Source organism: Pseudomonas sp. 4CAES_32.4, from assembly GCF_058136335.1.
Window position 1 is genome coordinate 5,216,451 of the sequence record NZ_CM176882.1, and the last position, 26,436, is coordinate 5,242,886.

Below are 26,436 nucleotides of genomic sequence, written 5' to 3' on the forward strand. Positions count from 1 at the left end.
AGCATGACCGCTACACGCCTGACCCTGCCCTCGCCGGCCAAACTCAACCTGATGCTGCACATTCTCGGTCGCCGTGAAGACGGTTACCACGAGTTGCAGACGCTGTTTCAGTTTGTCGATTACGGCGACGAAATCACGTTTGCCGTACGTGATGACGGCGTGATTCAGCTGCACACCGAATTCGCCGGCGTGCCCCATGACAGCAACCTGATCGTGCGCGCAGCGAAAATGCTTCAACAACAGTCCGGTTGCGCGCTCGGCATCGACATCTGGATCGATAAAGTGCTGCCCATGGGCGGCGGCATCGGTGGCGGCAGCTCGAATGCGGCGACCACATTGCTCGGCCTGAATCATTTGTGGCAACTGGGTTGGGACGAAGATCGCCTGGCTGCACTGGGCCTTTCGCTGGGTGCCGACGTGCCGGTTTTCGTCCGTGGTCACGCGGCTTTCGCCGAGGGTGTAGGCGAGAAACTCACCCCGGTCGATCCCGAAGAACCTTGGTATCTGGTGCTCGTGCCGCAAGTCTCTGTTAGTACGGCAGAAATTTTTTCAGATCCTTTGTTGACACGTAACACGCCGCCCATTAAAGTGCGCCCCGTTCCCGAGGGAAACAGTCGAAATGACTGCTTGCCGGTGGTTGCAAGGCGTTATCCAGAAGTACGTAACGCATTGGATTTGTTAGGTAAATTTACCGAAGCGAAGCTCACCGGAACTGGAAGTTGTGTGTTTGGGGGCTTCCCAAGCAAAGCTGAAGCTGATAAAGTCTCGGCCCTTCTGACAGAGACCCTTACAGGGTTTGTAGCCAAAGGCAGCAACGTTTCGATGTTGCACCGCAAGCTGCAAAGTCTGCTCTAAAGGAACCAAGTGCACGGCACTTGATGCAACAGATACAGGGGCGTCGCCAAGCGGTAAGGCAGCAGGTTTTGATCCTGCCATGCGTTGGTTCGAATCCAGCCGCCCCTGCCATTTTCTATACTCATCCAGGTTACCCTCAGCCTCTAGGTACTGCGCGTGTCCAAGATGATGGTCTTTACGGGGAACGCTAACCCCGATCTGGCTCGGCGTGTTGTACGTCAGCTGCATATCCCTCTCGGTGACATCTCTGTCGGTAAGTTTTCCGACGGCGAAATTACTGCCGAGATCAATGAAAACGTTCGCGGTAAAGACGTTTTCATTATTCAGCCGACTTGCGCCCCGACCAACGATAACCTGATGGAACTGGTAGTGATGGCTGATGCCTTCCGCCGCTCCTCGGCTACTCGTATCACTGCTGTTATTCCTTATTTTGGTTATGCCCGTCAGGATCGCCGTCCGCGTTCCGCACGTGTGGCTATCAGCGCGAAAGTCGTTGCTGACATGCTTACCGTAGTCGGCATCGACCGTGTTCTCACGGTTGATCTGCATGCTGACCAGATTCAGGGTTTCTTCGATATTCCGGTAGATAACATCTACGGCTCCCCGGTTCTGGTGGATGACATTGAAGATCAGCGCTTCGAAAACCTGATGATCGTGTCCCCGGACATTGGTGGCGTCGTGCGTGCACGTGCCGTTGCCAAATCCCTGGGCGTGGACCTCGGGATCATCGACAAACGCCGTGAGAAAGCCAATCACTCTGAAGTGATGCATATCATCGGTGATGTCGAAGGGCGTACCTGCATTCTGGTCGATGACATGGTCGATACCGCCGGCACTCTGTGCCACGCGGCCAAGGCCCTGAAAGAGCATGGCGCAGCCAAGGTCTTTGCCTACTGCACACACCCTGTGCTGTCGGGTCGGGCCATCGAGAACATCGAAAATTCCGTGCTGGACGAGCTGGTGGTGACCAACACCATCCCGCTGTCCGCTGCAGCACAAGCCTGTGCACGTATCCGTCAACTGGATATCGCACCGGTTGTTGCCGAAGCGGTTCGCCGCATCAGCAATGAAGAATCGATCAGCGCGATGTTCCGCTAAGGGCCCTGCCCTTCTCGAAATGTCTCGTTGACGAAAAGCGCCCCGCCCCGGCATTCCTGCCGGGGCGGGGCTTTTTTGCCCATACCGTGTTCGGCGCTGGTCGCAAACGCCACTCGGTCATGGCTATTTTGGAGATACAAAATGAACGATTTTACTCTGAATGCTGAAGTGCGTTCCGACCTGGGGAAAGGTGCGAGCCGCCGCCTGCGTCGTCTCGCCGCTCTGGTTCCAGCTGTTGTTTACGGTGGCGAAAAAGCCCCTGAATCCATCAGCATGCTGGCCAAAGAAGTTGCCAAACTGCTCGAAAACGATGCTGCCTACAGCCACGTTATCGAACTGAACGTTGGCGGCAAAAAGCAGAACGTCATCATCAAAGCTCTGCAACGTCACCCGTCCAAGGGTCACGTTCTGCACGCTGACTTCGTACGCGTCGTAGCCGGCCAGAAACTGACCGCTATCGTGCCTGTGCACTTTGTTGGTGAAGAAGCTCCGATCAAGAAAGGCGGCGAGATCTCGCACGTCCTGAACGAAATCGAAGTAACTTGCCTGCCGAAAGATCTGCCTGAGTTCATCGAAGTCGACCTGTCGGCTCTGGAAATCGGCGCAATCGTTCACCTGTCCGACCTCAAAGCCCCTAAAGGCGTTGAGTTCGTTGCACTGGCTCACGGTGACGACAAAGCTGTTGCAAACGTACACGCTCCACGCGTTGCTCCAGAAGCTGAAGAAGGCGCAGCAGAGTAATTCACTCTGTTCAGCCTGAGTGAGCAAGTAACATCGCGGACTGGAACGTAGCGAGAAAGCGGGCGAGAACGCGGAGTTTACATCCATGGTAAATGAGCATTTTTCGTCCACTTTCGCCGCTTTCCCTGATCGCGGCGATGTTACTCACCACTCAAAGGAAGGGCCCCTATCGTGACTGCCATCAAACTGATCGTTGGCCTGGGAAATCCAGGCGCCGAATACGACCAGACCCGGCATAACGCAGGGGCCCTTTTTGTTGAGCGCATCGCCCAAGCACAGAATGTGAATCTTGTGGCCGATCGCAAATATTTCGGCCTGACCGGGCGCTATTCGCACCAGGGTCAGGATGTTCGTCTGCTGATTCCCACCACCTACATGAACCGCAGCGGCCAGGCCGTGGCGGCACTCGCCGGTTTCTTCCGCATCAAGCCTGAAGAAATCCTCGTGGCGCACGACGAACTCGACTTGCCTCCGGGCGTTGCCAAGCTCAAGCAGGGCGGCGGCCATGGCGGTCACAACGGGTTGCGCGACATCATTGCGCAACTGGGCAATCAGAATACGTTCTACCGCCTGCGGCTTGGCATTGGCCACCCGGGCGTCGCCAGTATGGTTTCAAATTTCGTCCTGGGTCGTGCGCCACGCGCCGAACAGGAAAAACTCGATGCCAGCATCGACTTTGCCCTCGGCGTGCTGCCGGATATCCTCGCCGGTGAATGGAACCGCGCGATGAAAAACCTGCACAGCCAGAAGGCCTGACTCTACTCCGAGGGGAAACACCATGGGATTCAATTGCGGCATCGTCGGCCTGCCTAACGTCGGCAAGTCCACCCTGTTCAACGCCCTGACCAAATCCGGGATTGCGGCCGAGAACTTCCCCTTCTGCACCATCGAGCCGAACAGTGGCATCGTGCCGATGCCGGATCCGCGTCTGGAAGCCTTGGCGGCCATCGTCAATCCGAAGCGCATCCTGCCGACCACCATGGAATTCGTCGACATCGCTGGCCTGGTGGCCGGCGCCTCGAAAGGTGAAGGCCTGGGCAACAAGTTCCTCGCCAACATCCGCGAAACCGACGCGATCGCTCACGTCGTGCGCTGCTTTGAAGATGAAAACGTGATCCACGTTTCCAACAGCGTTGACCCGAAACGCGACATCGAAATCATCGATCTGGAGCTGATCTTCGCCGACCTCGACAGCTGCGAGAAGCAACTGCAGAAAGTCGCGCGCAATGCCAAGGGCGGTGACAAGGACGCCGTGGTTCAGAAAGCTCTGCTTGAGCAATTGATCGCGCACTTCACCGAAGCCAAACCGGCACGCAGCCTGATGAAGAACATGAGCACTGACGAAAAGGCAGTGATCAAGGGCTTCCACCTGCTGACCACCAAACCGGTCATGTACATCGCCAACGTCGCTGAAGACGGTTTCGAGAACAACCCGCACCTGGACGTGGTTCGCGCCATCGCCGAAGAAGAAGGCGCGATGGTCGTTCCGGTCTGCAACAAGATCGAAGCAGAAATCGCCGAGCTGGATGACGGCGAAGAGAAAGACATGTTCCTCGAGGCTCTGGGCCTGGAAGAGCCTGGCCTGAACCGCGTGATCCGCGCTGGCTACGAAATGCTGCACCTGCAGACCTACTTCACCGCCGGTGTTGAAGAAGTCCGCGCCTGGACCGTCAAAGTCGGTGCCACCGCACCTCAGGCTGCCGGCGTGATCCACACCGACTTCGAGAAAGGCTTCATCCGCGCCGAAGTGATCGCCTACAACGACTTCATCCAGTACAAGGGCGAAGCCGGTACCAAAGAAGCCGGTAAATGGCGTCTGGAAGGCAAGGATTACATCGTCAAAGACGGCGACGTGATGCACTTCCGCTTCAACGTGTAAGCGTTACGCCCAAGAAAAAGCCGCGTTTGATACGCGGCTTTTTTGTGCCTGACAGATTGTTAAAAGATCTTAAGCCTTTTTGGTGCGCGGCAAAAAGATCGCCAACACGCCAAACAACGGCAAGAACGAACACAGGAAATACACGTACTCAATCCCGTGAATATCTGCCAGATGCCCCAACAGCGCCGCACCAATCCCGCCGAAACCAAACATCAAACCAAAGAACACCCCGGCAATCATTCCGACATTGCCCGGCACCAGCTCCTGCGCGTAGACCACGATCGCCGAGAACGCCGAAGCCAGAATGAAACCGATCACCACGCTGAGGACAGTGGTCCAGAACAGATCAACGTGAGGCATCAGCAACGTGAACGGCGCCACGCCGAGGATCGAGAACCAGATCACCGCTTTACGGCCGATCTTGTCACCAATCGGTCCACCGAAGAAGGTGCCCGCCGCTACCGCGCCCAGGAAAAGGAACAAGTGCAACTGTGAACTGGCCACCGACAGGTCAAACTTCTCGATCAAGTAGAAGGTGAAGTAGCTGGTGAGGCTGGCCATATAGAAATACTTGGAAAACACCAACAGCCCCAGCACCACCAGCGCACTGGTCACCCTGCCCTTCGACAGCCCGTGAGTCGCTGCCTGACCGGCCTTGAGCTTGAACAGATTCAAGTGATGGGCATACCAGCGGCTGATGCGGTACAGCACGAACAGCGCAAATACCGCGAACAGGCCGAACCACGCCACGTTGGCCTGACCGAACGGAATAATGATCGCCGCCGCCAGCAGCGGGCCGAACGCAGAACCGGCGTTACCACCGACCTGAAAGGTCGACTGCGCCAGACCAAAGCGTCCACCGGAGGCCAGCCGCGCAATCCGCGAGGCTTCAGGGTGGAACGTCGAGGAACCGATACCGATCAGCGCGGCCGCCAGCAAAATCATCGGGAAACTGCCGACCATCGACATCATCACGATGCCAATCAGCGTGCAAATGGAACCGGCCGGCAGCAGCCACGGTTTCGGATGACGATCAGTGTGATAACCGACCCATGGCTGCAACAGCGATGCGGTCAGTTGGAAGGTCAAAGTGATCAGGCCGACCTGAGTGAATGTCAGGCCGTAGTTGGCCTTGAGCATCGGATAGATCGACGGCAAGACCGACTGGATCAGGTCGTTGATCAAATGCGCCAGCGCCACCGCGCCGATGATACGCATCACCAATGGGCTGCTTTGAGGAGCAGTCGACGCCGAGGCAGCGGCGGTCTGAACGTTGCTGATAGCCATGGAAGTTTCCGGACAGCAGATGGGTGCACGCAGGCAGGTGCGTCAATGTGCCATTTTTCAGTGCGCCAGCGCCATCCCCTTAGCCAGCTAACTAATCAACTGAATCACCGATCAATCCCTGTAGGAGCTGCCGGAGGCTGCGATCTTTTGATCTTGATCTTAAAAACAAGGATCAAAAGATCGCAGCCTGCGGCAGCTCCTACAGGGGCCGGGTGTTCGGCAAAGTGATTGCACAACGCCATGGTCTGAATCTTGCCTTGCTACTTCCCTTGAACGCGGCGCCCTTACAAAGGGCACCGACAATGGGAAGTTTCGCTACAGAGCCAGCCTACAGAGCGGGCAAGAGTGAACTTTCGAGGCCTTTTAGCAGGGCACAACATCAACGTCGAACGACCGCGATGCACGCCAATGGTGCGTGGTGTCCAGAGGAGTCATGGGGCATGCAGGCTTTCCTTTCACCGGGGATCAAATTGCTGGGGCGGTTTGGCTTCGCCGGTAAATTTCAGTTGTTGTTTCTGTTGTTCATTCTGCCGTTGGCCGGCAGCCTGTTGATGATCGGCCAGGACTATCGCGACAAGCTCAATCTGATTTCCGGCGAACGTGCCGGGGTACGGCAGTTGCTCGCGCTGGATGCGCTGGACAACCTCCTCGCCGCGCAACGTGATCGCGCCGCCCGTTGGCGCGCCACCGAAACCAATCGCCAACCGACACCGGCCACCCTCGCTGCAATGAGCGCGTTCGACGCCGTGCAACCGGCCGTGCAGCAAGCCACCACAGATTTGGGCAACGCCCTGAACAACGAAGGCGCCGAGGGCGAAACCCTCACCCGCTACCAAGCCCTGCAAACCGCGCTGAACGGCTTGGATTCGAAAAGCCTCAGCGGTGTCGGTTGGTGGCCGGACGGTTACGACCGTTTCACCAACGCCCTCAGCGCCCTTCAAGCGTTGCGCGAGCAGATCGTCATGGACAATCGCCTGACCCTCGCGCCGTGGCTGGAAACCTATCTGCTGACACAGATCTCGACACAGCACGCACCAGACCTGATCGAACGCGTCGGACGCCTCGCTGCTGTGGGCCAGGCCTCGGTGGTCTCCGGCCAATTCACCCTGCAAAGCCGTTTGCAATTACGCGACCTGCGCAGCCGCATTGGCGATGCCCGCGAGCAACTGGTGAAAACCGCCACTCTGCTCGAAGCACGCCTGCCGAAAGATCAGCAGAGCTGGGCCAGCCAATACCACGACAGCCTGAAACGCCTCGACAGCGGCTTGAAGGTGCTGGACGACGGTGTGTTCGGCGGCAGCATCACGCTCAAGCCGGACGACTTTGAACGCAATCTCGACGCTTTGCTGACCGACCTCGCTGCTCTGCGCCAGCAATCCCTGGTATCGCTGGATCAGCGCCTCGACGCCTACCACAGCTCAGCGATCCGTCAGTTCATCATCGTTGCGGCGATCTTCGGCTGCCTGCTGCTCGCGGCGCTGTACCTGTTTGTCTGTCTGCAAGCATCGATTCGGCGCAGCGCCAGCGGCATCACCTTGCTGGCGGAAGCCCTGCGCGACGGCAACCTCAGCCTGCAAGTGCCGGTGGTGGGCCGCGATGAGTTGGCGGCGATCAGCACCGCACTCAACGTTGCCGTGGTGCAACTGCGCAGCAGCATGCTCGGCGTCGATCACGAGACCTCGCAACTGAGCAACGCGGTACGCAGCCTTAATGAACATTCCAGCGGCGCCCTCGGCGAAGTCGAGGCGCAGCAGTTGCAGATCAGCCAGATCGCGGCAGCCGCCACGCAATTGGCCGCGACCTCGCAAGGCGTCGCGCAGAGTTGCGAACAGGCCTCCGGCAGTGCTCAGCACACGCGACGCATCGCCGCCGACAGCAGCCGTGACAGCCAACGCACCACGGCGAGCATTCAGCAGCTCAATCAACGTTTGAATGACACCGCTGCAGCGCTGGGCCGGGTCAGCGAGCAAGGCCAGCAGATTCAGCTGGTGGTCGACACCATCCGCGGGGTCGCCGAACAGACCAATCTGCTGGCGCTCAACGCGGCCATCGAAGCGGCACGCGCCGGTGAACAGGGACGCGGTTTTGCTGTGGTCGCTGATGAGGTGCGCAGCCTGTCGCAACGCACGCAGTCATCCACCGCGCAGATCGCCGGCACGGTCGACAGCTTGCGCGCCACGGTCAACGAAGCCGTCAGTTTGATGGAAGCCGCCTGCGGCCAAGCGCAAACTGATGCCGAGTCAGTCACCGGTCTAGGCGAACGATTGGGCGAAATCGCCAGCGCCGTGCAGAGCGTCACCGATACCTTGGCGCAAATCGCCACGGCAGTTGAAGAACAGGCGAGCACCGCCGATGAAGTCAGCGGCAATATTCAGCAGGTCGATCAGGCCGCCGTACGTTTGCTTGAAGGCGCACGGGCGGTGAATCTGGCGGCGGACACTCTGAGCCAGGGCAGCAAAGCATTGAGCGACAACACCGCACGCTTCCGTCTCAGTTGATCACGGCCTCGGGGAAATCCGCTTCCAGCTCAGCCTTGAGCCATTGAATAAACCACGCCACATCCGCCGAGAGTTCGGCGGACGGCGTCAGCACCCGATAGCTCTCCAGCTTCACTTGCGCGTCAACCGCGCGTACCAGTTTGCCGCTGGCGAGTTCATGACGCACCAGCACCTCGTTGGCCAGCGCAATGCCCTGCCCGCTCTCGGCGACTGACAGCGCGTGGTCATTGTTGACGTAGAGCATGTCGGAATTGAGGTGGATATCGAGGTCGTGCGCGGCGAACCACAGGTTCCACCATTCGCCGTCATCGACGTGGATCAAGTCATTTCTGACCAGATCGGCCGGGCTGTTGATCGGTGCGATGCTGGCCAGATACGCCGGCGTGCAGATCGGAAAAACCCGTGGGCAAATCAGCGCTTCCCGCGAGTCGGCATATTGCCCGTCGAGGCCGTAGACGATGCCCAGATCAGCGCTCTTGCCATCGACTTCGGTGAAAGTCGAATTTGGCTCGATGGCCAGTTTCAATCCCGGCCGCAGATGCCGCAGCGCTTCGATCCGTGGCATCAGCCAGCGCTTGGCAAAACCCGGCACCACCATGATCCGCAGCCAGCGCTCGGCGTCCTTGGGCTGCGCCTCTTTGCCGGCTTCGATGATCAACTGCAAAGCGGCGCTGATCTTGCGGTGGTACTTCTCCCCCGCCGGCGTCAGGTTGACCCCGCGCGACGTGCGCTCGAACAGTTGGACGCCCAACCAATCCTCGAGCAATTTCACATGGCGGCCAATCGCAGGCTGGGTCACGTGCAAGGCTTTCGAGGCTTCGACATAGCTGCCCAAACGGGCGGCGGCATCAAAGGCACGCACCGCGTTGAGCGGCGGCAAACGGTGGTCGGGCATGATTCCTGGCACCTTCGGCTGTTAAATTAACTAACACCTGCCATGTTTAAATTGAAGTGTCGCGCCGCGCAACCCCTGGCTGATAATCGAGCCACAGCAGAATAAAAAAACAGCTGGTTTCACACCCGAACGCAATCTCGATCCTGCCCAAAAAAATAATATCCATGGCCCGCCGGCAACGCTTTTCCAAGCGAGTCGCAGGCGATGGGGGAATCGGAGGTAACGCATGAATGCCCTGCATTCGCTGCAAACGCTGGCGGTCTCGATCCGCTCAGTGCGCAAGGTTTACGGTGATCCACAGACAGGTCCGGTGGCGCTGAAAAGCATCGACCTGGACATCCGCGACAACGAATTCTTCACCCTTCTCGGCCCTTCCGGCTGCGGCAAGACCACGCTGCTGCGGATGATCGCCGGTTTCGAATTTCCCACCGAAGGCGAGATCCTTCTCTACGGCGAAAACATCGCTGACCGCCCGCCGTTCCAGCGTCCGGTCAACACGGTGTTCCAGCATTACGCGCTGTTCCCGCACATGACCATCGCCGAGAACCTGGCCTTCGGTCTTGAATCGCATCCGATGGGCAAAGTCCTGACCAAGGCGCAAATCGCCGAGCGTGTGCGCGAGATGCTGGCGCTGGTGCAGATGGAACGTTTCGCCAACCGCAAACCGGCGCAGCTGTCTGGCGGTCAGCAACAACGTGTCGCCCTCGCCCGCGCTTTGGCACCGCATCCGAAAGTGCTGTTGCTCGATGAGCCGCTTTCCGCGCTTGATCTCAAGCTGCGTCAGGCGATGCGCGAAGAGCTGAAAACCATCCAGGCCAAGACCGGTATCACCTTCATCTTCGTCACCCACGACCAGGAAGAAGCGCTGACCATGTCCGACCGCATCGCCGTGCTCTCCGAAGGCGAAGTGCAGCAGGTCGGTCGGCCTGAAGACATCTACGAACGCCCACGCAATCGCTTCGTCGCCGACTTCATTGGCGAAACCAATTTCATCGAAAGCACCGTCACTCGTGTGGAAGACGGCTTGGCGTGGTTCGCCGGTCCGGCCGGGCATCCACTGCCGGCGCAACCGTGCAGCGATGTGCAGGTCGGCGCCAGCGTGACCTTGTCGGTGCGACCTGAGCGTCTGCATCTGGTGCCAGCGGCTACCGAAACCGCGCTGCCGTGCCGGATCGAAGCGCAGATCTATCTCGGCACTGATCTGCAATATCAGGTCAGCCTCAGCGACGGTTCGCGCCTCACCGTGCGTACGCCCAACTGCGTCGACCAGAGCCTGCGTTTTGCCGTCGGCTCCCAGGCCGGCTTGTTGTTCGACCAGGGTAGCGCCAGCGTCCTGCACGATTGAGCCGGAGGAATTGCCATGCACGCCTTACCGATTGCCAACACACTGGAGCGGCGCGAAGCCTTCCAGAGTTTCCTCGGGGTCAGCCCGGCGCTGATCGCCATCGGCCTGTTTCTGCTGGTGCCGATCCTGATCGTCATCGGTTATTCGCTGATGGAAGCCAACCCCTACGGCGGGGTCAACAAAGTCTTCAGCAGCGACGCCTACACCTCGCTGCTCTTCGAGCGACAACTGGACGACAGCCTCGCGTTTGCCGACTCGTATCTGATCATCGCCCTGCGCTCGATCGGCATCGCCGGGCTGACCACCATCATCACGTTGCTGATCGGTTTTCCGGTGGCGGTGTGGCTGGCGATGCAGCCGGCGCATCGACGCGGTTTGCTGATCTTTCTGATCACCGTGCCGTTCTGGGCCAACCTGCTGATCCGCACCTACGCGTGGATTCTGCTGCTGCGTAACACCGGGGTGATCAACAACAGCCTGATGGGCATGGGCGTTATCCATGAGCCGTTGCAGTTGTTGTACACCGACGGCGCGGTGCTGCTGGGGCTGGTTTACACCTACGCGCCGTTCGTGGTGTTGCCGATTTACGCGACGCTGGAAAAGATGGATATCCGTCTGCTCGAAGCCGCGCAGGATCTCTACGCCGGACGCGTGCGCACCTTGCGAAAAGTAGTTTTGCCGATCGCCAAGCCGGGAATTCTCGCCGGCGCGATCCTCACCTTCGTGCCGTGCCTGGGCGCGATGATCGCCCCTGAACTGCTCGGTGGCGGCACGCGAATGATGCTCGGCAACCTGATCTTCCGGCAGTTCAGCGATGCGCGTAACTGGCCGTTTGGCGCGGCGTTGTCGCTGGTGCTGATGGCCGCTGTGATGTTGGTGCTGACCGTTTATGCCCTGCGCGCCGAGCGCCAGCGCATCGCCAAAGGAGGTGCGTGATGATCGGCCTATTCAAACGCAAAGGGCTGGGCGTACAGGACTTCCCTGGCTTCGGCGGCTTCAGTTTTCTGTTCTATCTGTACCTCTACGCACCGATCGTGGTGCTGGTGGTGTTCTCGTTCAATGCCAACCAATCGGCGACGGTGTGGACCGGTTTCAGCCTCGATTGGTATCGCGCCGCGTTCGCCAATCAGGCCTTGCGCCAGGCCGCCGGCAACAGCCTGTTGATCGCCGTTTGCGCAAGCATGATCGCCACCGCGATTGCCACCCTCGCCGCCCTCGGCACCTCGCGCGGCGCCAAGTTCAAAGGCCTGCACTTGTCGATGGGCGCGATCATGTTGCCGCTGGTGTTGCCGGAAATTGTCGTCGGTGTAGCGACGTTGGCGCTGTTCTCGACCATCGGTCTGTCGCTGGGTTACGGCAATCTGATCATTGCGCACACGGTGTTCTGCATTCCCTTCGCCTACCTGCCGATTCGCGCAAGGCTGAACGACATGGACCTGTCGCTGGAACAAGCCTCGGCCGACCTGTACGCCGGCCCGTGGCGGACCTTTCGCAAAGTGACCTTGCCGCTGCTGATGCCGGGAATTTTCTCCGGGCTGATGCTGGCCTTCATCGTCTCGCTGGATAACTTCGTGATCTCGATGATGGTCTCGCAGGCCGGCACCACGACCTTGCCGATTTTCATCTTCGGCCTGCTACGGATGGGCGTGACACCCGACGTCAACGCCGTGTCGACGCTGATCCTCGGCGTCTCGGTGCTGTTCGTCAGCCTCTCTTACCTGTTGGGCAAAAAGAACGCCTGAACCTTCTACGACCTGTGGGGAAATAGCATGAGCAAGTGGATAAAAAGCGTTGGCACTTCGTTGGTCCTGACTGTGCCGCTGGCGATGGCTGGCAGCGTTCAGGCCGCCGAAAAACTCAACGTGGTGAGCTGGAGCGGCTACTTTTCGCCGGAGATACTCGCCAAGTTCCAGAAGCAGACCGGCATCGAAGTCACGGTCGATTCCTACGATTCCAACGAGACCTTGTTGGCGAAACTGAAACAGGGCGGCGCCGGTTATGACGTGGCGATTCCGTCGCACCAGTTCGTGCCGATCCTGATCAAGGAAAACCTGCTGGAACGCTTCGACCCGGTCAAGGAACCGTACTACGCCAGCGTTGTGGATAACTTGAAAAAACCGAGCTGGGACCCGGAAGGTGCGTATTCGGTGCCGTTCATCTGGGGCACCACCAGCGTCGTGCTCGACAGCGCCCGCTACAAAGGCCCGGCTGACAGCTACAAGGTTTTGTATGAGCCGCCAGCCGAGTTGCAGGGGCGGATCAACATGTTCGACTCGGTCAGCGACATGGTCGACATGGCCAGCCTCTATCTGAACATTCCGCTGTGCAGCGAAGACCCGAAACAGATGCAGCAAGTGCTGACGCTGCTCAAGGCGCAGAAGCCGTTCGTGAAAACCTACAGCTCCAAGGCCGGCTCGATTCGCGAGAACCTCGCCTCGGGTGAAATCGACATGTCGATGTTCTGGGGTGGCTCATCGATGCGTGCCCGCGAGATGAAACCGACGCTGAAATACCTCTATCCGAAAGAAGGCGTGCTGGCCTGGGTCGACAACATGGTCATCCCTGCCGGCAGCAAAAACCCGGCGAATGCCAAGGCGTTCATCGCCTTCCTCAGCCAGCCGGAAAACTCGGCGATGACGCAGAATTTCCTCAAGCACCAGAGCCCGATCAAAGGCGTCGAACCGTTCCTCGACGCTGCGCTCAAGGATGCGCCGGAGTTGCACATTCCCGAGGGCACCAAGGTGGTATTCAGCAAGACTTGCGGCGAAGGCGCGATCCGTCTCGCCGACCGTCTCTGGACCAACCTGATGCGTTGACCTCTACCGCCCCGTCACACTGGCGGGGCGTTATTCCAGCCGTCTGAAAGGCGCTTGCAATGAACTCTAATAACATCAGCGAACTGGTCCTGTTGCAGGCCCATGAGCTCGCCGAACGCATCCGCCTGCGTCAGGTTTCCTGCCGGGAAGTGATGCAGACTTACCTTGCCCATATCGATCGTTTCAACCCGTTGGTCAATGCGCTGATCAGCCTGCAGTCGCCGGAACATCTGCTGGCGCAGGCCGATGAGCGCGACGCCGAACTGGCGCGTGGCGAATATCGTGGCTGGATGCATGGTCTGCCCCACGCGATCAAGGATCTGTCGCTGACCCAAGGCATTCGCACCACGCTGGGTTCGCCGCTGTACAAGGACTTTGTCCCTGAGCGCGATGGGATCATGGTCGAGCGAATCAAAGCGGCCGGCGCAATCATTATCGGCAAGACCAACACCCCGGAATTCGGTCTCGGTTCGCAAAGCTATAACCCGTTGTTCGGTGCGACTGCTTGCGCGTATGACCCGAGCAAAACCGCCGGTGGCAGTAGCGGTGGCGCGGCGGCGGCGCTGGCGATGCATCTGGTGCCTGTCGCGGATGGCAGCGACATGATGGGCTCGCTGCGCAATCCGGCGGCGTTCAATAACATCTTTGGGTTTCGTCCATCGCAGGGGCGCGTGCCGTTCGATGACAGCGCGGATCTGTTTTTTGATCAGCTCGGTTATGAGGGGCCAATGGCGCGCAGCGTGAGGGATGCGGCGTTGCTGTTGTCGGTGCAAGCCGGGGGCGATGCGCGGGCGCCCTTGTCAATCGCTGGATCTGGTGAGGTTTTTACAGCGCCGCTGGAACGTGATTTCAAAGGCACGCGCTTGGGTTGGCTGGGCGATTTCAACGGTTATCTGCCGATGGAGCAAGGCGTGCTGTCGCTGTGCGAGAAGACCTTTGCCGACTTTGAGAGCCTCGGCTGCCACGTTGAGTCGGTTGAACCAGGTTTTGCGCCTGAGCGGCTGTGGAGCAGTTGGCGGACGTTGCGGCACTGGATGGTCGCGGGATCGTTGGGCGCGACCTATGCCGATCCGCAGAAACGTGCATTGTTGAAACCGGAAGCGATCTGGGAAGTGGAGAACGGCTTGAAGCTGTCGGCGAGTGAAGTGTTTGCAGCTTCGGTGGTGCGCAGCGATTGGTATCGGGCGATTTCTCGGCTGTTCGAAAAGTACGATTACCTGCTGCTGCCCAGCGCCCAGGTGTTCCCATTCGACAAAAGCCAACCGTGGCCGACGTCTATCGAAGGCGTAAGCATGGACACCTATCACCGCTGGATGGAGGTGGTTATCCCCGGCACCCTTTCGGGTTGCCCGGTTGCCAATGTGCAGGCCGGGTTCAATTCGCAGGGTTTACCGATGGGCCTGCAAATCATCGGCAAGCACCAGGCCGACTTCGCTGTCCTGCAACTGGCGCACGCGTATGAGCAGGCCAGCCGCTGGTTCCAACGCTGCCCTTCGCCGCTGTTGATGCAGTGATTTTGATAAACGGTTGAAAGCGTAGAAAAATTTTTTAAATTTACGCTTGACGCTTTTCCATTTCAGGGGAATAATGCGCGCCACTTGGCTACATAGCTCAGTTGGTTAGAGCATAGCATTCATAATGCTGGGGTCCGGGGTTCAAGTCCCTGTGTAGCCACCAAGTACTAAAAACGGCTTACCGAAAGGTAGGCCGTTTTTTTATGCCTGGAGAAAAGTCTCGGTGATCTGTTATTCCGCTGTAATCACCAGACACCCTTTCATCACACGCACTTTGACGTTCTCGTTCACCTCGAATCCCGCCTGCCGCAACCACAACCCGCGAAGCCTGATCCAGGGCACCGGTTTGGCGAGGCTGTAGGATTTTTCCTTTGTGTGGACGGGGTAAAAATCAGCGGCGATTTTCAGCCGGCGTTCAGTGATGGGGGTTGATGTCGTATGATTGGTTTTAGCCATGGTTCAGCTCCTTTTAAGCTGCTTTGTGGTTAGCGGGGCCAGGGTGTTCGCGCACCTTGGTTCCGCGTTCTTTGGGTTACTTCAAACTTCTTTTTCTTCGTTGCTCGTTTTGGTCGCTGCCTGTGCGATTAGTGCGTCAAGCATCTGCGCAATAACCTTCTGTTGAACCTTCGAAAGCTCATTGATGGACTGCAGCCGTCGATACCACGTCGAGGTCAAGCTGCGTCTGGGCGTCTCCGTGTACGAGGGAACCCCGAGCAGGTCTTCAACAGGCACGCGAAGCGCAAATGCCATCTTCACCAGCGTCGTGACCGGCATGCTGCGGGTGCCCTCCTCGTAGCCCTGAAAGGTTTGCCGGGAAAGACCTAAAGCCCGTGCAAACCGAGTCTGTGTGATCTCGTGCACTGTGCGTAAGTGAGCAATACGACTGCCCATCGCCACCAGAAAATCGCGATCCTCATTGGAAACACTCATGACAATGGCCGACTGAAAATAGAGTTGAATGGCAACGGACTCATCCTTTTCATCTGAAATCCATCCTGGAAAAAACGATAGAAACCATCCTCAGGTAAAGGCGCGTAAGTTGTCGACCTGAAAGGTTTGTAGGAAAAATTCAGAAACCCCCTCCATCCAAACCGAAAGACTACAAGCGCAAAACACCGCTGGCTCATCTGCATCCATCGGCCCAGAAGCAGCCGTAGGAAACAGGTTCGATTCAGGTACGAATTGGATTTTTCGTAAAACCACGCGCCTGAAACTCACCTCATCGGTTTGCCCGGATTCCCCATTGACCGACAAGCTTCCCTGGCTCGATTCAAAGCCATACAGGGAGTTGTCATGGCTCGATTCAAATCCCTCTTCGATGAAGATTGGCCCCGCAAGCGCGACTACCGTGGCGATTCATGGGGCGGATGGTTTCTGCCCAAAGCGCCGGAGCCGGTGTACATCGAAGAGGATGAATGGCCAACGCCCAAGCCCCGCGAAGATCAGGTATTTGCCAAGTCCTGCACTGTGGGTAACTGGTGCCGAACGGACGCCGGCACGGCACCCGAACCCGCCAGCAACTTCGGCAAGATCATGGTCGCAGGTGCCATGCTCCTGCCCTCTGCCAGCACTGCTGTCGCGACGGCAATAGGTGCCGATCTGGGCCTGGGGCGTTTGGCGGGCGGCGGGATTCTGCAACAACGCCTCAACTGGGCAATTCGCGGCGCTGTTGGGCCGGCCAGCGTGTTCGTCCTCGGGATGCTGCCGACCCGCATGGGCGACGGCACGCTGCACACCGATGAACAACTGCGCCGCATGAGCCGCGCCCCCACTCGTGTGCGCTTCCAGTTTCGACGTGATGCTGAAGGGGTGATGCGGGTTTACGGCATCCACTCCGGCGCCTCGGGCGATGACTCGGTGCGTACCGTCAAAGTCGAGTGGAACAGCGACAAGACTGCGATGGAGGCCAAGCTCAACGGCATCACGATTTTGTGGACGCCGCAACGCGGGCCACTCGGTTCAATGCCGCCGCTGGTGTATCCCGAACACGGCGAGCAACTGAACACGATCCTTGTTCATCCAATCGCGGAGAACACCGACAGCCAGATAGAAGGCCTGCCCGGCGAGGACATGACTGCCGAGGATTGTATTCTGGTGTTTCCGGCGGACACTGGGCTTAAGTCGCTTTATGTGGTGTTTTCGAGGCCGGCCAGACTGACGCCGGGTACGGTGACGGGGGTTGGTGAGGATGTGTCGGGGATATGGCTCATCGGAGCAAGCTCTGGGGTAGGAGTTCCAATTCCGACGGACGTGGCAGACTCACTGCGTGGACGCGACTTCAAAAGCTTCGACTCGTTCAGAGCAGCCCTTTGGAAAGCCGTTTCGGAGTCAGCCGTGGTGGATCAGTTCATCAAACAGAACGCTGGCCGTATGCGTAAAGGCAAAGCACCACGTGTGCGCAAAGCCGATAGCGTCGGAGGTAGAAGATCTTACGAACTTCATCACCTCGAAAAAATATCAGAGGGCGGCGGCGTTTACGACGTAGATAATCTGCGAGTGAACACGCCGCGAAACCACATCGATATCCACCGGAACGAATAGGTTAGCCATGACAGACAAATTATTGAAAAACAGCATTTCGGAGTATACCGAGGCCGAGTTCATCGCGCTGCTGGAAGAGCTCGCTAAAGAAGATGAAGAAGCAGAAAGCGATGATCGCGCTGACTTACTGCTGTTGCACTTCGAGAAAATCAGCGAACACCCAGCTGGCTCGGATCTGATCTATTACCCGGGGCCTGGTGCGGATAGCTCCCCTCAGGGCGTAACGAAAATTGTAAAAGAATGGCGAGCAGCGCAGGGTTTGCCGGGCTTCAAGCAGTAAGTGCTTTTAAATATCTCGAGACAACACCGAACTTGTGGCGAGGGGATAAACCTCCTCACCACAAGGCTACGCCTGATAGGGCTGCCAACCCCTTCGCCCAGATCTGCCGAGTCCGCAGCCTCACCATCGCCCGCCAATCCGCATCCGCCGGATAAAACTGCTCCAGCAAATTCACCTTGATCGCCCTCCCCGCCGCATCCAGCGGATCGCCATGCAGATGCAGCCAATGGTCATCGCGCAAATGTCGATGCACAGCCGGCCCCGGATACGTTCCGCATTCGATCACGAACGGCATCAACTGCACGTCCGGTAGAGCATTGAGCAACGCCTGCGAGGTGTACCCCGTAGCCGTCGCCGCCACGCCGGTTTCGCTCAAGGTCTCGGCGCCAGTGTGCAGCGTGTAAAGCCATGGGCCATAAATCGCCTGGGCTTGCGCGAGTGCCGGGTACGGCGCCTGGGTGATGGTCAGCAACATCGGATGGCCGTACTCGCCAGCGCCGGTGTGCAGGTCAAAACACATCACCGTTTCAGCGCCAGCCACATGTGCGTCGATGATTTGATGCAACGTGCGATTCGACCAGCTCGGCGCGTGGCCACCGTAGAACAGGCCATCGGGATGGCTGTGCTGGCCGCCCTCGACAATCGACATCACCGCTGGCCAGCCGTGTTCGTTGATTTGCGCATCGAGCAAGGCATCGGCGCGTTTGCGCTCGGGGCCTTGCAAATCGGTGCACGCGTAGATTTCATGCAGTGCCGCGTACGCGCGGTTATCCGGCAGCGGTCCGGTGAAATCGAGGTGATTGCGGTTGAGGTCGATGTTGTCTTCGTTGACCCGGCGTAACCACGCCGTGCCCCATGGGTTGATCAGGTGCACCATCACCACCGCGACGTCCTTGGGCAGCGAACCAGGTTCGAAGGTTTTCAGCCAATCGATCTGACAGTCCGAGCCGTAATAGCCCTCGACACCGTGGGTTCCGCTGAGCGCTACCAGTCGGCGTTTGGCCTGTGGATCACCGAGCACGGCGACGTCGGTACTCAGGGGTTCGCCGAAGGGGCCGCAACGCGGATGCGCGTAGGAGGTGAGCGCGGCGCCGGCGGCATTGGCGGCGACGATGAACTGTTCACGTTGATCGCGGTAGCTGGCTTCGGTGGGGAACTCGCTGTGCATATCAGCCTCTTGTTGATCTTGTAATTGTGGGAGCGAGCTTGCTCGCGAAGGCGGCGGTGCATCCAACATTTTGGTTGCCTGACACGCCGCATTCGCGAGCAGGCTCGCTCCCACAGGGGCGTATTTCAGTTCGATGAATTTGACGCTGACCCTAACGAACATCCGCCCTGAAAAGAAAGACAAAAATGCCCACCGGTTTGCGTCGCGACTGAGCGGTCGATACAGTCCCTGAGACTTTTAATCCACGGACGGAGAGCCCGCGTGTTTTCAGCCTTGCCCTTGAGCCGTTTTCGCCTGCCAGCCCTGACGCTGATCATCAGCGCCCTGACCCTCACCGCGTGCAACGCCCCGCCCTCCTCGACCCTGCCGATGGCACCGGAAGCCGCGTCCGGTTTCCGCACTGATCTGCAAACCCGTCACGCCAGTAAACACATGGCCGCCGCTGCCAATCCGCTGGCGGCTGAAGCCGGTCGCGAGATGCTGCGTCAGGGCGGTTCGGCGATTGATGCGGCGATTGCGATGCAAGCAGTGCTGACGCTGGTTGAGCCGCAATCTTCCGGGATCGGCGGCGGCGCGATGATCGTGTTGTGGGACGGCAAACAGGTGCGCACGTATGACGGCCGCGAAACCGCACCGGCCGGCGCCACCGAGAAACTGTTCCTGCGCGCCGATGGCCAACCGATGGCGTTCCCGCAGGCGCAGATCGGCGGTCGCTCGGTGGGTACGCCGGGTGTGTTGCGTGCGCTGGAAATGGCACACAAGCAACACGGTCGCCTGCCATGGGCGAAGCTGTTTGAACCGGCGATCAAACTGGCCGAGCAAGGCTTTGCGATCTCCCCGCGTTTGCACTCGCTGCTGGAATCAGATCCCGTCATCCGCAAGTCGCCGGACATGGCCAAGTATTTCCTCAATGCCGATGGCAGCGTCAAAGCCGTCGGCACGCGCCTGCAAAACCCGGCGCTCGCGGCAGTGCTCAAACGTATCGCCAGCGAAGGTGCTGATGCGCTGTACAAAGGCTCGATCGCCGAAGAAATCGTCGCCAAGGTGCAGGGCCACGCCAACCCCGGCAGCCTGACGCTGAACGATCTGCAGCGCTATCAGGCCAAGGAACGTGCGCCGCTGTGCACCGATTACAAACGTTGGCAGGTCTGCGGCATGCCGCCACCGTCGTCGGGCGGGATCGCCGTGGCGCAGATTCTCGGTACGCTGCAGGCGCTGGAAGCCCGCGACCCGCGCCTTTCCCTGACACCGCTCAAACCGGTTAAAACCGACAAACCGGCCGGCATTGAACCAGATCCGCAAGCCGTGTATCTGATCGCCGAAGCCGAACGCCTGGCCTACGCCGACCGCGCGCAATACGTCGCCGACACCGACTTCGTGCCGGTGCCGGTCAAAGGTCTGGTCGATCCCGGTTATCTGGCCAGCCGCGCCAGCCTGATCGGCGAACGCAGCATGGGCAGCGCCAAACCGGGCACACCGCCGGGCGTACAGGTTGCCTACGCGCCGGACCGCTCGCCGCTGCGCATTTCCACCTCGCAAGTGGTCGCGGTGGATGATCTGGGCGGTGCCGTGTCGATGACCACCACCATCGAAGCGGCGTTCGGTTCGCACCTGATGGTTCAGGGCTTTCTGCTCAACAACCAGATGACCGACTTCTCGTTCATCCCCGAAGAGAACGGCCAAAAAGTCGCCAACCGCGTCGAACCGGGCAAACGTCCACGCTCGTCGATGGCGCCAACGCTGATCTTCGATCGCCACAGCGGCGAATTCGTCGCCACGGTCGGCTCGCCGGGCGGTTCGCAAATCATCGAATATGTGGCGAAAACCACCGTCGGCCTGCTCGACTGGAACCTCGACCCGCAAAGCGCCATCAGCCTGCCCAACTTCGGCAGCCGTAACGGCCCCACCGAACTGGAACAAGGCCAATTCAGCCCGACGCTGATTCAGGCGCTGAAAGACAAAGGTCACGCCGTCAATGAAATCGACATGACCAGCGGCACCCAGGCCATCGTGCGGGTCAAGGATGCGCAGGGCAAAGCGTCGCTAGAGGGTGGCGCGGATCCACGGCGTGAAGGCGAAGCGTTAGGGGATTGAGGCTACGAGGCAAAAAGAAAAGGCTTACCGCGAGGTAGGCTTTTTTTTATATAAGCCGGTCCGCCCTTCAAACCGACAACGTCTTGCCATCCACCGCGTCACCAATCGTCAGGAAATGCGCACCCGCCACATGGTGCAAGGTGCGCAAACCGTCATGCCCTTCGAAATGCCAGCGCCCTTCGCTGAACACGCGTTCATCGGCGTGGGCGGCGATGACTTCGGCGAGAAACAGGTCGTATTGCTCGTGGTTGCGCGGCTCCGGGAGCAAACGGCATTCGAGCCAGGCAACGCAGCCTTCGAGCAGTGGCGCTTCGACTTGTTCGCCATTGAAGGTTTGCAGGCCATACGCCTGAAATTTGTCTTGCCCTTGGGATTGGGTGATCTCCAGACCCGACGTGTTGCCGACGGTTTGCACGATGTCGGCCTGATTGACGCACGGGACGTTGAGCACGAACGTGCCGGACGCTTCGAGCAGTTGGCGGGTCCAGGTGGATTTATCGAGGACGACGGCAACTTTCGGTGGTTCGAAGTCCAATGGCATGGCCCAGGCGGCGGCCATGATGTTGCGCTGGCCGTCGTGGGCGGCGCTGACCAATACGGTCGGCCCGTGATTGAGCAAACGGTAGGCTTTGTTCAGGGGCACCGGGCGGCGGTGGGCATCGCTCATGAGGGTCTGCTCCGGGAAGAAAAAGGAGCCGATTGTAGCGCCACCATCGAAATACAGGCAGGTGAAACTCTGTAGGAGCTGCGGCGCGCTGCGATCTTTTGATTTTGATGTTGATCCTCGGAATCAAGATCAAAAGATCGCCGCGTGCCGCAGCTCCTACAGGGGTTTAGCGCAGGTCAGTTAGAGAGTTGATTGGCGAACTGGCCCACCGCGTTCACGACTTTCTGCGCACCGTCCTGAATCTCGACGATCACCGTGCCCGCCTCGGCCGCCAGCGCCAGGCCTTGTTCGGCCTGGAGTTTGCCGTCGGTCATCAGGGCCACAGCGTTGCGCGCCATTTCCTGGTTCTGCCGCACCACGCCAACGATCTCGTCCGTCGCCTGACTGGTGCGCGATGCCAACTGGCGCACTTCGTCCGCCACCACCGCAAAGCCCCGACCTTGTTCGCCGGCACGCGCCGCTTCGATGGCGGCATTGAGCGCCAGCAGGTTGGTCTGTTCGGCAATGCCGCTGATGGTTTTGACGATGGTGCCGATCACCAGCGATTGCTCGTTCAGCGCTTCGATACCTTCACCAGCGGTTTGCATGTGCTTGGACAGATCGCGCATCACATTGACCGCCTCGGTCACCACCGTGGTGCCACGCTGAGCAGTGCTGTCGGTTTGCTGGGAGGTGCTGTAGGCAATGTTGGCAGCGTCGGCGACGGCTTGTTCGCGGTTGACCTGATCGGTGATCACCGTGGCGAACTTCACCACTTTGTACAGTTTGTCGTTGGCATCGACCACCGGGTTGTAGGACGCCTCCAGCCACACCGTACGACCATGGCTGTCGACCCGTTTGAAGCGATCAGCAACGAATTCGCCGTTGTTCAAGCGACGCCAGAAATGCTGGTACTCGGCGCTGTTGTATTCCTCCGGAGCGCAGAACAGGCGGTGATGTTTGCCCTTGATCTGCGCCAGGCTGTAACCCATGCCGCTGAGGAAGCGGTCATTGGCGGTGAGCACATTGCCATTGAGGTCAAATTCGATCACGGCAGTGGAACGCACCAGAGCGCCGATCAGGTTTTCATGCTCGCGTGAGGCCTCGATGGTGCGGGTCAGGTCGCTGGCGTAGATCGAAATGTGCCTGACTCGCCCATCCGACGAACGCACTGGCTGCACGATTGAACGCAACCAAGCTTCCTCGCCGTTGCTACGCAGCAGGCGAATGGCCCCGGCGAAATGCTCGCCACGGTTCATGGCGTTCTTGAAGCGCTGGTGGAAGTCGTCGGACTTCACGTGAGCCGGAACGATATCTTCAATCGCCCGGCCGATCAGGTCGTGGCTTTTGTAGAGCATCTCGCTCAGGAAGTTCTGGTTGGCCGACTGCACCCGGCCGTCAGGCTCAAGGGTCAGCACCAGCATCTCGCTTTCCAGGCTTTCCTTCACTTGCACTAGGCTGGAGAGTTCTTCACGAAGAGCGGCCAGCTCTTGTTTCAAGCGTTTGTTGAACATGGGGAAGTACCGATGGGCAGGATAGAAAGCGGGATGCAGCCTAGCCATCGGCTTTGAAAATCTTTTCTGAAGAGTGCAGGCGACCCGTCGGTCAAATATAGTTCCGAGCCACCGAGTCAGGCAGTTCCCGCCACCTGACACGGTCCTGTGCGCGGCATCCGCGAACCGAAATACGCCGCCGTCAGGAGGCCCACAACCCCCATCACCGCGCAAAAAATCACGCAGATCCATGGGTTCCAAGGCATCAGACCGATCAGCAACAGCGGTGTGATACTTGCCCATGCGGCGTAGGCAATGTTGTAGGTGAAGGAAATGCCTGACACGCGAATACGCGCCGGGAACAAGCCGACCATCACCGACGGCACCGCCCCGACCACACCGCACGCGAGACCAGCCACGGCATAAGCCAGGCCGACCCAATCGCCGCCCATGATCAGGCAGCCATACAACACGCCGATGCCCAGCGGCAGCAGCAGGCTATACAACATGACCGTGCGCCAGGCACCGAGACGATCAACCAGCAACCCGGCGATCACGCAACCAATATTGAGAAACACGATGCCCAACGCACTGAGGGCGAAGGTGTGGCTGGCAGTCATGCCGAAGGTTTTCTGCATCATGGTCGGGGTGATCACGACGAACACCACCACTGCCGAAGTCAGCACGCAGGTCAGCAGCATCGCCGGCAACATCGCCAAACGATGTTCGCGCAGCACCGTGCGCAACGGCAATTCGACCCGTGCTTCGCGCTGCGCTTCCATGGCCATGAACACCGGGGTTTCGCTCAGCCAGCGGCGCAGGTAAACGCCAATCACACCAAACACACCGCCGAGCAGGAACGGATAGCGCCAGGCGTAATCGAGGATTTCCGCCGGGGTGAACACTTGCGCGAGGAACGTCGCGGTCAACGCGCCGATCAAGTAACCAAACGTCAGCCCGGCCTGCAAAAAGCCCAAGGCATAACCGCGGTGGCCGGTGGGCGCGTGCTCGGCAACGAACACCCAGGCACTCGGCACTTCACCGCCAACCGCCGCACCTTGCAGGATACGCAGCGCCAGCAACAGCAGCGGGGCGAAATAACCGATCTGTGCATAAGTCGGCATGATCCCGATCAGCAGGCACGGCAGCGCCATCATCAGGATGCTCAGGCTGAAGACTTTCTTGCGCCCCAGTTTGTCGGCGAAATGCGCCATCAGAATCCCGCCCAGCGGCCGCGCCAGATAACCGGTGACGAAAATCCCGAAGCTTTGCAGCAGACGCAGCCACTCGGGCATTTCCGGCGGGAAGAACAACTGGCTGAGGGTCAGGGCGAAGAAGACGAAGATGATGAAATCGTAGATTTCCAGCGCACCACCAAGGGCCGCAAGGCCGAGGGTCTTGTAGTCGGAGCGGCTGAACGGCGCAGGTTTGGCCGTGGATTGGGCAGTCATGGCAAAGAACTCTGGATCAGGCAAAAAACCAAGGCGCCCATGGTCTACGCAAATGCGCGGATGGACAACCCGTTAGACCATAGTCCCGGTTTTGCAAAAGCTGCTCACAAAGCACCGGCAGTTGAATTACTGTTAATGCCTGTCCTGCTAGGCGATCCACCATCGGCAAGTCATGCCAAGATCCTTGTAGGCCTTCACCTGCTCGCGATGGCGTCGATTCAGTCAATACACGTGTTGAATGTAAGAAAGCTATCGCGAGCAGGCTCACTCCTACAGGGGATATGTGTTTCGTCCGCAAGACCACAATAACCATAAAAATCCGAGGTACTCCCGTGGCCGTTGATATCGAAGATAGCCGCTCCGCACGCTTTGCCCTGCGCTGTTCAAGCTTTGCCGAACGCTGGTTCCCCGATTCCTGGGTATTCGCCGCGCTGGCCGTGATCATCGTTGCATTGGCCACTTTGGCCATGGGCGCCAAACCCACCGATGCCGCCATGGCCTTCGGTGACGGGTTCTGGAGCCTGATCCCGTTCACCATGCAGATGGCCTTCGTGGTGATTGGCGGCTACGTCGTCGCCAGTTCGCCGCCCGCCGTGAAACTGATCGACCGCCTGGCGCGCATTCCAAAAAACGGTCGCTCCGCCGTGGCCTGGGTCGCACTGATTTCGATGGTCGCTTCGCTGCTCAACTGGGGTCTGTCGCTGGTCTTCGGCGGTTTGCTCGTACGCGCTCTGGCCCGCCGCACCGATTTGAAAATGGATTACCGCGCCGCCGGTGCCGCTGCCTATCTGGGCCTTGGAGCGGTATGGGCGCTGGGCCTGTCGTCGTCGGCCGCGCAATTGCAGGCCAACCCAGGCAGCCTGCCGCCGTCGATCCTGTCGATTACCGGAGTGATTCCGTTCACCGAAACGATTTTCCTCTGGCAGTCCGGGGTCATGCTGCTGGCGCTGATCGTGATCTCGATCATCATCGCCTACGCCACCGCTCCCGGGCCGAACTCGGCGCGCGATGCCAAGGCCTGCGGCATCGACCCGGCCTTCAATCTGCCGCCACTGCAACCGCGCACGCGACCGGGTGAATGGCTGGAACACAGCCCGCTGCTGATTGTCGTGCTGGTGTTGCTGGCGGCGGGATGGCTGTTCCATGAGTTTTCGACCAAACCGGCGATCACCGCGATTTCCGGGCTGAACACCTACAACTTCCTGTTCATCATGCTCGGTGCGTTGCTGCACTGGCGCCCACGCAGTTTCCTTGATGCGGTGGCGCGCGCGGTGCCGACCACCACTGGCGTGCTGATCCAGTTCCCGTTGTACGGTTCGATTGCCGCGCTGATGACCACGGTCAAAGGCACCGATGCACAAACCCTCGCGCATCACATCTCGACGTTCTTCGTCAGCATCGCTTCGCACGACACCTACGCGCTGTTGATGGGCGTGTACTCGGCGATTCTCGGTTTCTTCATCCCGTCGGGCGGCGGCAAGTGGATCATCGAAGCGCCGTACGTGATGCAGGTCGCCAATGATCTGCAATATCACCTCGGCTGGGCGGTACAGATCTATAACGCGGCGGAAGCGCTGCCGAACCTGATCAACCCGTTCTACATGCTGCCGCTGCTCGGCGTACTCGGGCTGAAGGCGCGGGATCTCATCGGCTTCTCGTTCGTACAGTTGCTGGTGCACACGCCGCTGGTGCTGCTGTTGCTGTGGGCGCTGGGGACGACATTGGCGTATACGCCGCCGGTGATGCCGTAATTTGAAAGGGGTTGCACCTGCCTTGGGGGCGGGTGCGATCAGCTCCAGGCAATCACCGAGCCGATTTTCGATCACTGTGTAACT

23 protein-coding genes, 2 tRNA genes and 1 pseudogene are annotated in these 26,436 nt (G+C 59.2%); 17 read left to right on the plus strand and 9 right to left on the minus strand.

Annotated features, from left to right (window positions below):
• Positions 1–3 precede the first annotated feature (3 nt).
• The 6 genes from ispE (at position 4) to ychF (ending at position 4,573) form a co-directional block, all read left to right on the plus strand.
• Positions 4–855, plus strand: a complete 852-nt coding sequence (ispE, locus tag AC3Y64_RS23445) for a 4-(cytidine 5'-diphospho)-2-C-methyl-D-erythritol kinase (RefSeq protein ID WP_489985408.1) — start codon at positions 4–6, stop codon at positions 853–855.
• Between the two features lie 36 nt (positions 856–891).
• Positions 892–966: transfer RNA gene (locus AC3Y64_RS23450), tRNA-Gln, on the plus strand.
• Between the two features lie 45 nt (positions 967–1,011).
• Positions 1,012–1,953 carry a ribose-phosphate pyrophosphokinase gene (locus AC3Y64_RS23455; RefSeq protein WP_003171603.1) on the plus strand — a complete coding sequence of 314 codons (942 nt, stop codon included), beginning with the start codon at positions 1,012–1,014 and terminating at the stop codon, positions 1,951–1,953.
• Between the two features lie 141 nt (positions 1,954–2,094).
• On the plus strand, positions 2,095–2,694 hold the full coding sequence (locus tag AC3Y64_RS23460; protein ID WP_064387646.1) for a 50S ribosomal protein L25/general stress protein Ctc: 600 nt from the start codon (positions 2,095–2,097) through the stop codon (positions 2,692–2,694).
• A 171-nt stretch (positions 2,695–2,865) separates the two neighbouring features.
• A complete protein-coding gene (gene pth / locus AC3Y64_RS23465) occupies positions 2,866–3,450 on the plus strand; it encodes an aminoacyl-tRNA hydrolase (protein WP_129395494.1) in 585 nt (194 codons plus the stop codon).
• A 22-nt stretch (positions 3,451–3,472) separates the two neighbouring features.
• A complete protein-coding gene (ychF, locus tag AC3Y64_RS23470) occupies positions 3,473–4,573 on the plus strand; it encodes a redox-regulated ATPase YchF (RefSeq protein WP_034156038.1) in 1,101 nt (366 codons plus the stop codon).
• Positions 4,574–4,642: 69 nt separating this feature from the next.
• Here ychF and AC3Y64_RS23475 read toward each other — a convergent pair whose 3' ends face one another.
• Entirely contained in the window at positions 4,643–5,860 is a 1,218-nt protein-coding gene (locus AC3Y64_RS23475) for an MFS transporter (protein ID WP_489985409.1), read from the minus strand.
• Positions 5,861–6,300: 440 nt separating this feature from the next.
• On the opposite strand from AC3Y64_RS23475, the gene AC3Y64_RS23480 reads away from it, so the two are divergent.
• Positions 6,301–8,358, plus strand: a complete 2,058-nt coding sequence (locus AC3Y64_RS23480) for a methyl-accepting chemotaxis protein (protein ID WP_489985410.1) — start codon at positions 6,301–6,303, stop codon at positions 8,356–8,358.
• Here the strand turns inward: AC3Y64_RS23480 and AC3Y64_RS23485 are convergent.
• The gene (locus tag AC3Y64_RS23485; RefSeq protein ID WP_489985411.1) at positions 8,351–9,253 is read right to left on the minus strand and encodes a LysR substrate-binding domain-containing protein; all 903 of its coding nucleotides are present in this window, start codon (positions 9,251–9,253) and stop codon (positions 8,351–8,353) included. The genes AC3Y64_RS23480 and AC3Y64_RS23485 overlap by 8 nt on opposite strands.
• A gap of 226 nt (positions 9,254–9,479) precedes the next feature.
• Between AC3Y64_RS23485 and AC3Y64_RS23490 the strand changes: the two genes are divergently transcribed.
• From AC3Y64_RS23490 to AC3Y64_RS23515, 6 genes are all read left to right on the plus strand, one after another.
• On the plus strand, positions 9,480–10,598 hold the full coding sequence (locus tag AC3Y64_RS23490; RefSeq protein ID WP_489985412.1) for an ABC transporter ATP-binding protein: 1,119 nt from the start codon (positions 9,480–9,482) through the stop codon (positions 10,596–10,598).
• A 15-nt stretch (positions 10,599–10,613) separates the two neighbouring features.
• The gene (locus tag AC3Y64_RS23495; RefSeq protein ID WP_489985413.1) at positions 10,614–11,534 is read left to right on the plus strand and encodes an ABC transporter permease; all 921 of its coding nucleotides are present in this window, start codon (positions 10,614–10,616) and stop codon (positions 11,532–11,534) included.
• A complete protein-coding gene (locus AC3Y64_RS23500; protein ID WP_158960223.1) occupies positions 11,534–12,340 on the plus strand; it encodes an ABC transporter permease in 807 nt (268 codons plus the stop codon). Before AC3Y64_RS23495 ends, AC3Y64_RS23500 begins: the two co-directional genes overlap by 1 nt.
• 27 nt (positions 12,341–12,367) lie before the next feature.
• Positions 12,368–13,414, plus strand: coding sequence for an ABC transporter substrate-binding protein (locus AC3Y64_RS23505; protein ID WP_489985414.1), 1,047 nt, complete (start codon positions 12,368–12,370; stop codon positions 13,412–13,414).
• Positions 13,415–13,473: 59 nt separating this feature from the next.
• Entirely contained in the window at positions 13,474–14,928 is a 1,455-nt protein-coding gene (locus AC3Y64_RS23510) for an amidase (protein ID WP_489985415.1), read from the plus strand.
• An 86-nt stretch (positions 14,929–15,014) separates the two neighbouring features.
• A tRNA-Met gene (locus tag AC3Y64_RS23515) sits at positions 15,015–15,091 on the plus strand.
• 68 nt (positions 15,092–15,159) lie between these two features.
• Here AC3Y64_RS23515 and AC3Y64_RS23520 read toward each other — a convergent pair.
• Together AC3Y64_RS23520 and AC3Y64_RS23525 are read right to left on the minus strand one after the other, a co-directional pair.
• Positions 15,160–15,384, minus strand: a complete 225-nt coding sequence (locus AC3Y64_RS23520) for a SymE family type I addiction module toxin (RefSeq protein WP_489985416.1) — start codon at positions 15,382–15,384, stop codon at positions 15,160–15,162.
• Positions 15,385–15,465: 81 nt separating this feature from the next.
• The gene (locus tag AC3Y64_RS23525; RefSeq protein ID WP_250606175.1) at positions 15,466–15,858 is read right to left on the minus strand and encodes a helix-turn-helix domain-containing protein; all 393 of its coding nucleotides are present in this window, start codon (positions 15,856–15,858) and stop codon (positions 15,466–15,468) included.
• Positions 15,859–16,221: 363 nt separating this feature from the next.
• On the opposite strand from AC3Y64_RS23525, the gene AC3Y64_RS23530 reads away from it, so the two are divergent.
• Together AC3Y64_RS23530 and AC3Y64_RS23535 are read left to right on the plus strand one after the other, a co-directional pair.
• On the plus strand, positions 16,222–17,469 hold the full coding sequence (locus AC3Y64_RS23530; RefSeq protein WP_489985417.1) for an S-type pyocin domain-containing protein: 1,248 nt from the start codon (positions 16,222–16,224) through the stop codon (positions 17,467–17,469).
• A 7-nt stretch (positions 17,470–17,476) separates the two neighbouring features.
• Positions 17,477–17,749, plus strand: a complete 273-nt coding sequence (locus AC3Y64_RS23535; RefSeq protein ID WP_489985418.1) for a bacteriocin immunity protein — start codon at positions 17,477–17,479, stop codon at positions 17,747–17,749.
• 55 nt (positions 17,750–17,804) lie between these two features.
• Here the strand turns inward: AC3Y64_RS23535 and AC3Y64_RS23540 are convergent, their stop codons facing one another.
• Positions 17,805–18,917, minus strand: a complete 1,113-nt coding sequence (locus AC3Y64_RS23540) for a DUF2817 domain-containing protein (protein WP_489985419.1) — start codon at positions 18,915–18,917, stop codon at positions 17,805–17,807.
• Between the two features lie 261 nt (positions 18,918–19,178).
• Here AC3Y64_RS23540 and ggt point away from each other — a divergent pair, with 261 nt between their 5' ends.
• Positions 19,179–21,011, plus strand: a complete 1,833-nt coding sequence (gene ggt, locus AC3Y64_RS23545; RefSeq protein WP_489985420.1) for a gamma-glutamyltransferase — start codon at positions 19,179–19,181, stop codon at positions 21,009–21,011.
• A gap of 67 nt (positions 21,012–21,078) precedes the next feature.
• On the opposite strand, the gene AC3Y64_RS23550 is transcribed toward ggt, so the two are convergent.
• From AC3Y64_RS23550 to AC3Y64_RS23565, 4 genes and pseudogenes are all read right to left on the minus strand, one after another.
• A complete protein-coding gene (locus AC3Y64_RS23550; RefSeq protein WP_489985421.1) occupies positions 21,079–21,678 on the minus strand; it encodes a flavin reductase family protein in 600 nt (199 codons plus the stop codon).
• Between the two features lie 176 nt (positions 21,679–21,854).
• Positions 21,855–22,415 carry a methyl-accepting chemotaxis protein gene (locus AC3Y64_RS23555; RefSeq protein ID WP_256671804.1) on the minus strand — a complete coding sequence of 187 codons (561 nt, stop codon included), beginning with the start codon at positions 22,413–22,415 and terminating at the stop codon, positions 21,855–21,857.
• Positions 22,395–23,402: pseudogene (locus AC3Y64_RS23560) on the minus strand (PAS domain-containing protein); the annotation flags it as partial. The pseudogene AC3Y64_RS23560 and the gene AC3Y64_RS23555, both read right to left, overlap by 21 nt.
• Complete coding sequence (locus tag AC3Y64_RS23565; RefSeq protein WP_489985422.1) at positions 23,288–24,601, minus strand: MFS transporter; 1,314 nt, start codon at positions 24,599–24,601, stop codon at positions 23,288–23,290. The pseudogene AC3Y64_RS23560 and the gene AC3Y64_RS23565, both read right to left, overlap by 115 nt.
• A 332-nt stretch (positions 24,602–24,933) precedes the next feature.
• On the opposite strand from AC3Y64_RS23565, the gene AC3Y64_RS23570 reads away from it, so the two are divergent.
• Positions 24,934–26,352 (plus strand): short-chain fatty acid transporter, encoded by a 1,419-nt coding sequence (locus AC3Y64_RS23570; protein ID WP_489985423.1) that lies wholly within the window; start codon positions 24,934–24,936, stop codon positions 26,350–26,352.
• Positions 26,353–26,436: the final 84 nt, after the last annotated feature.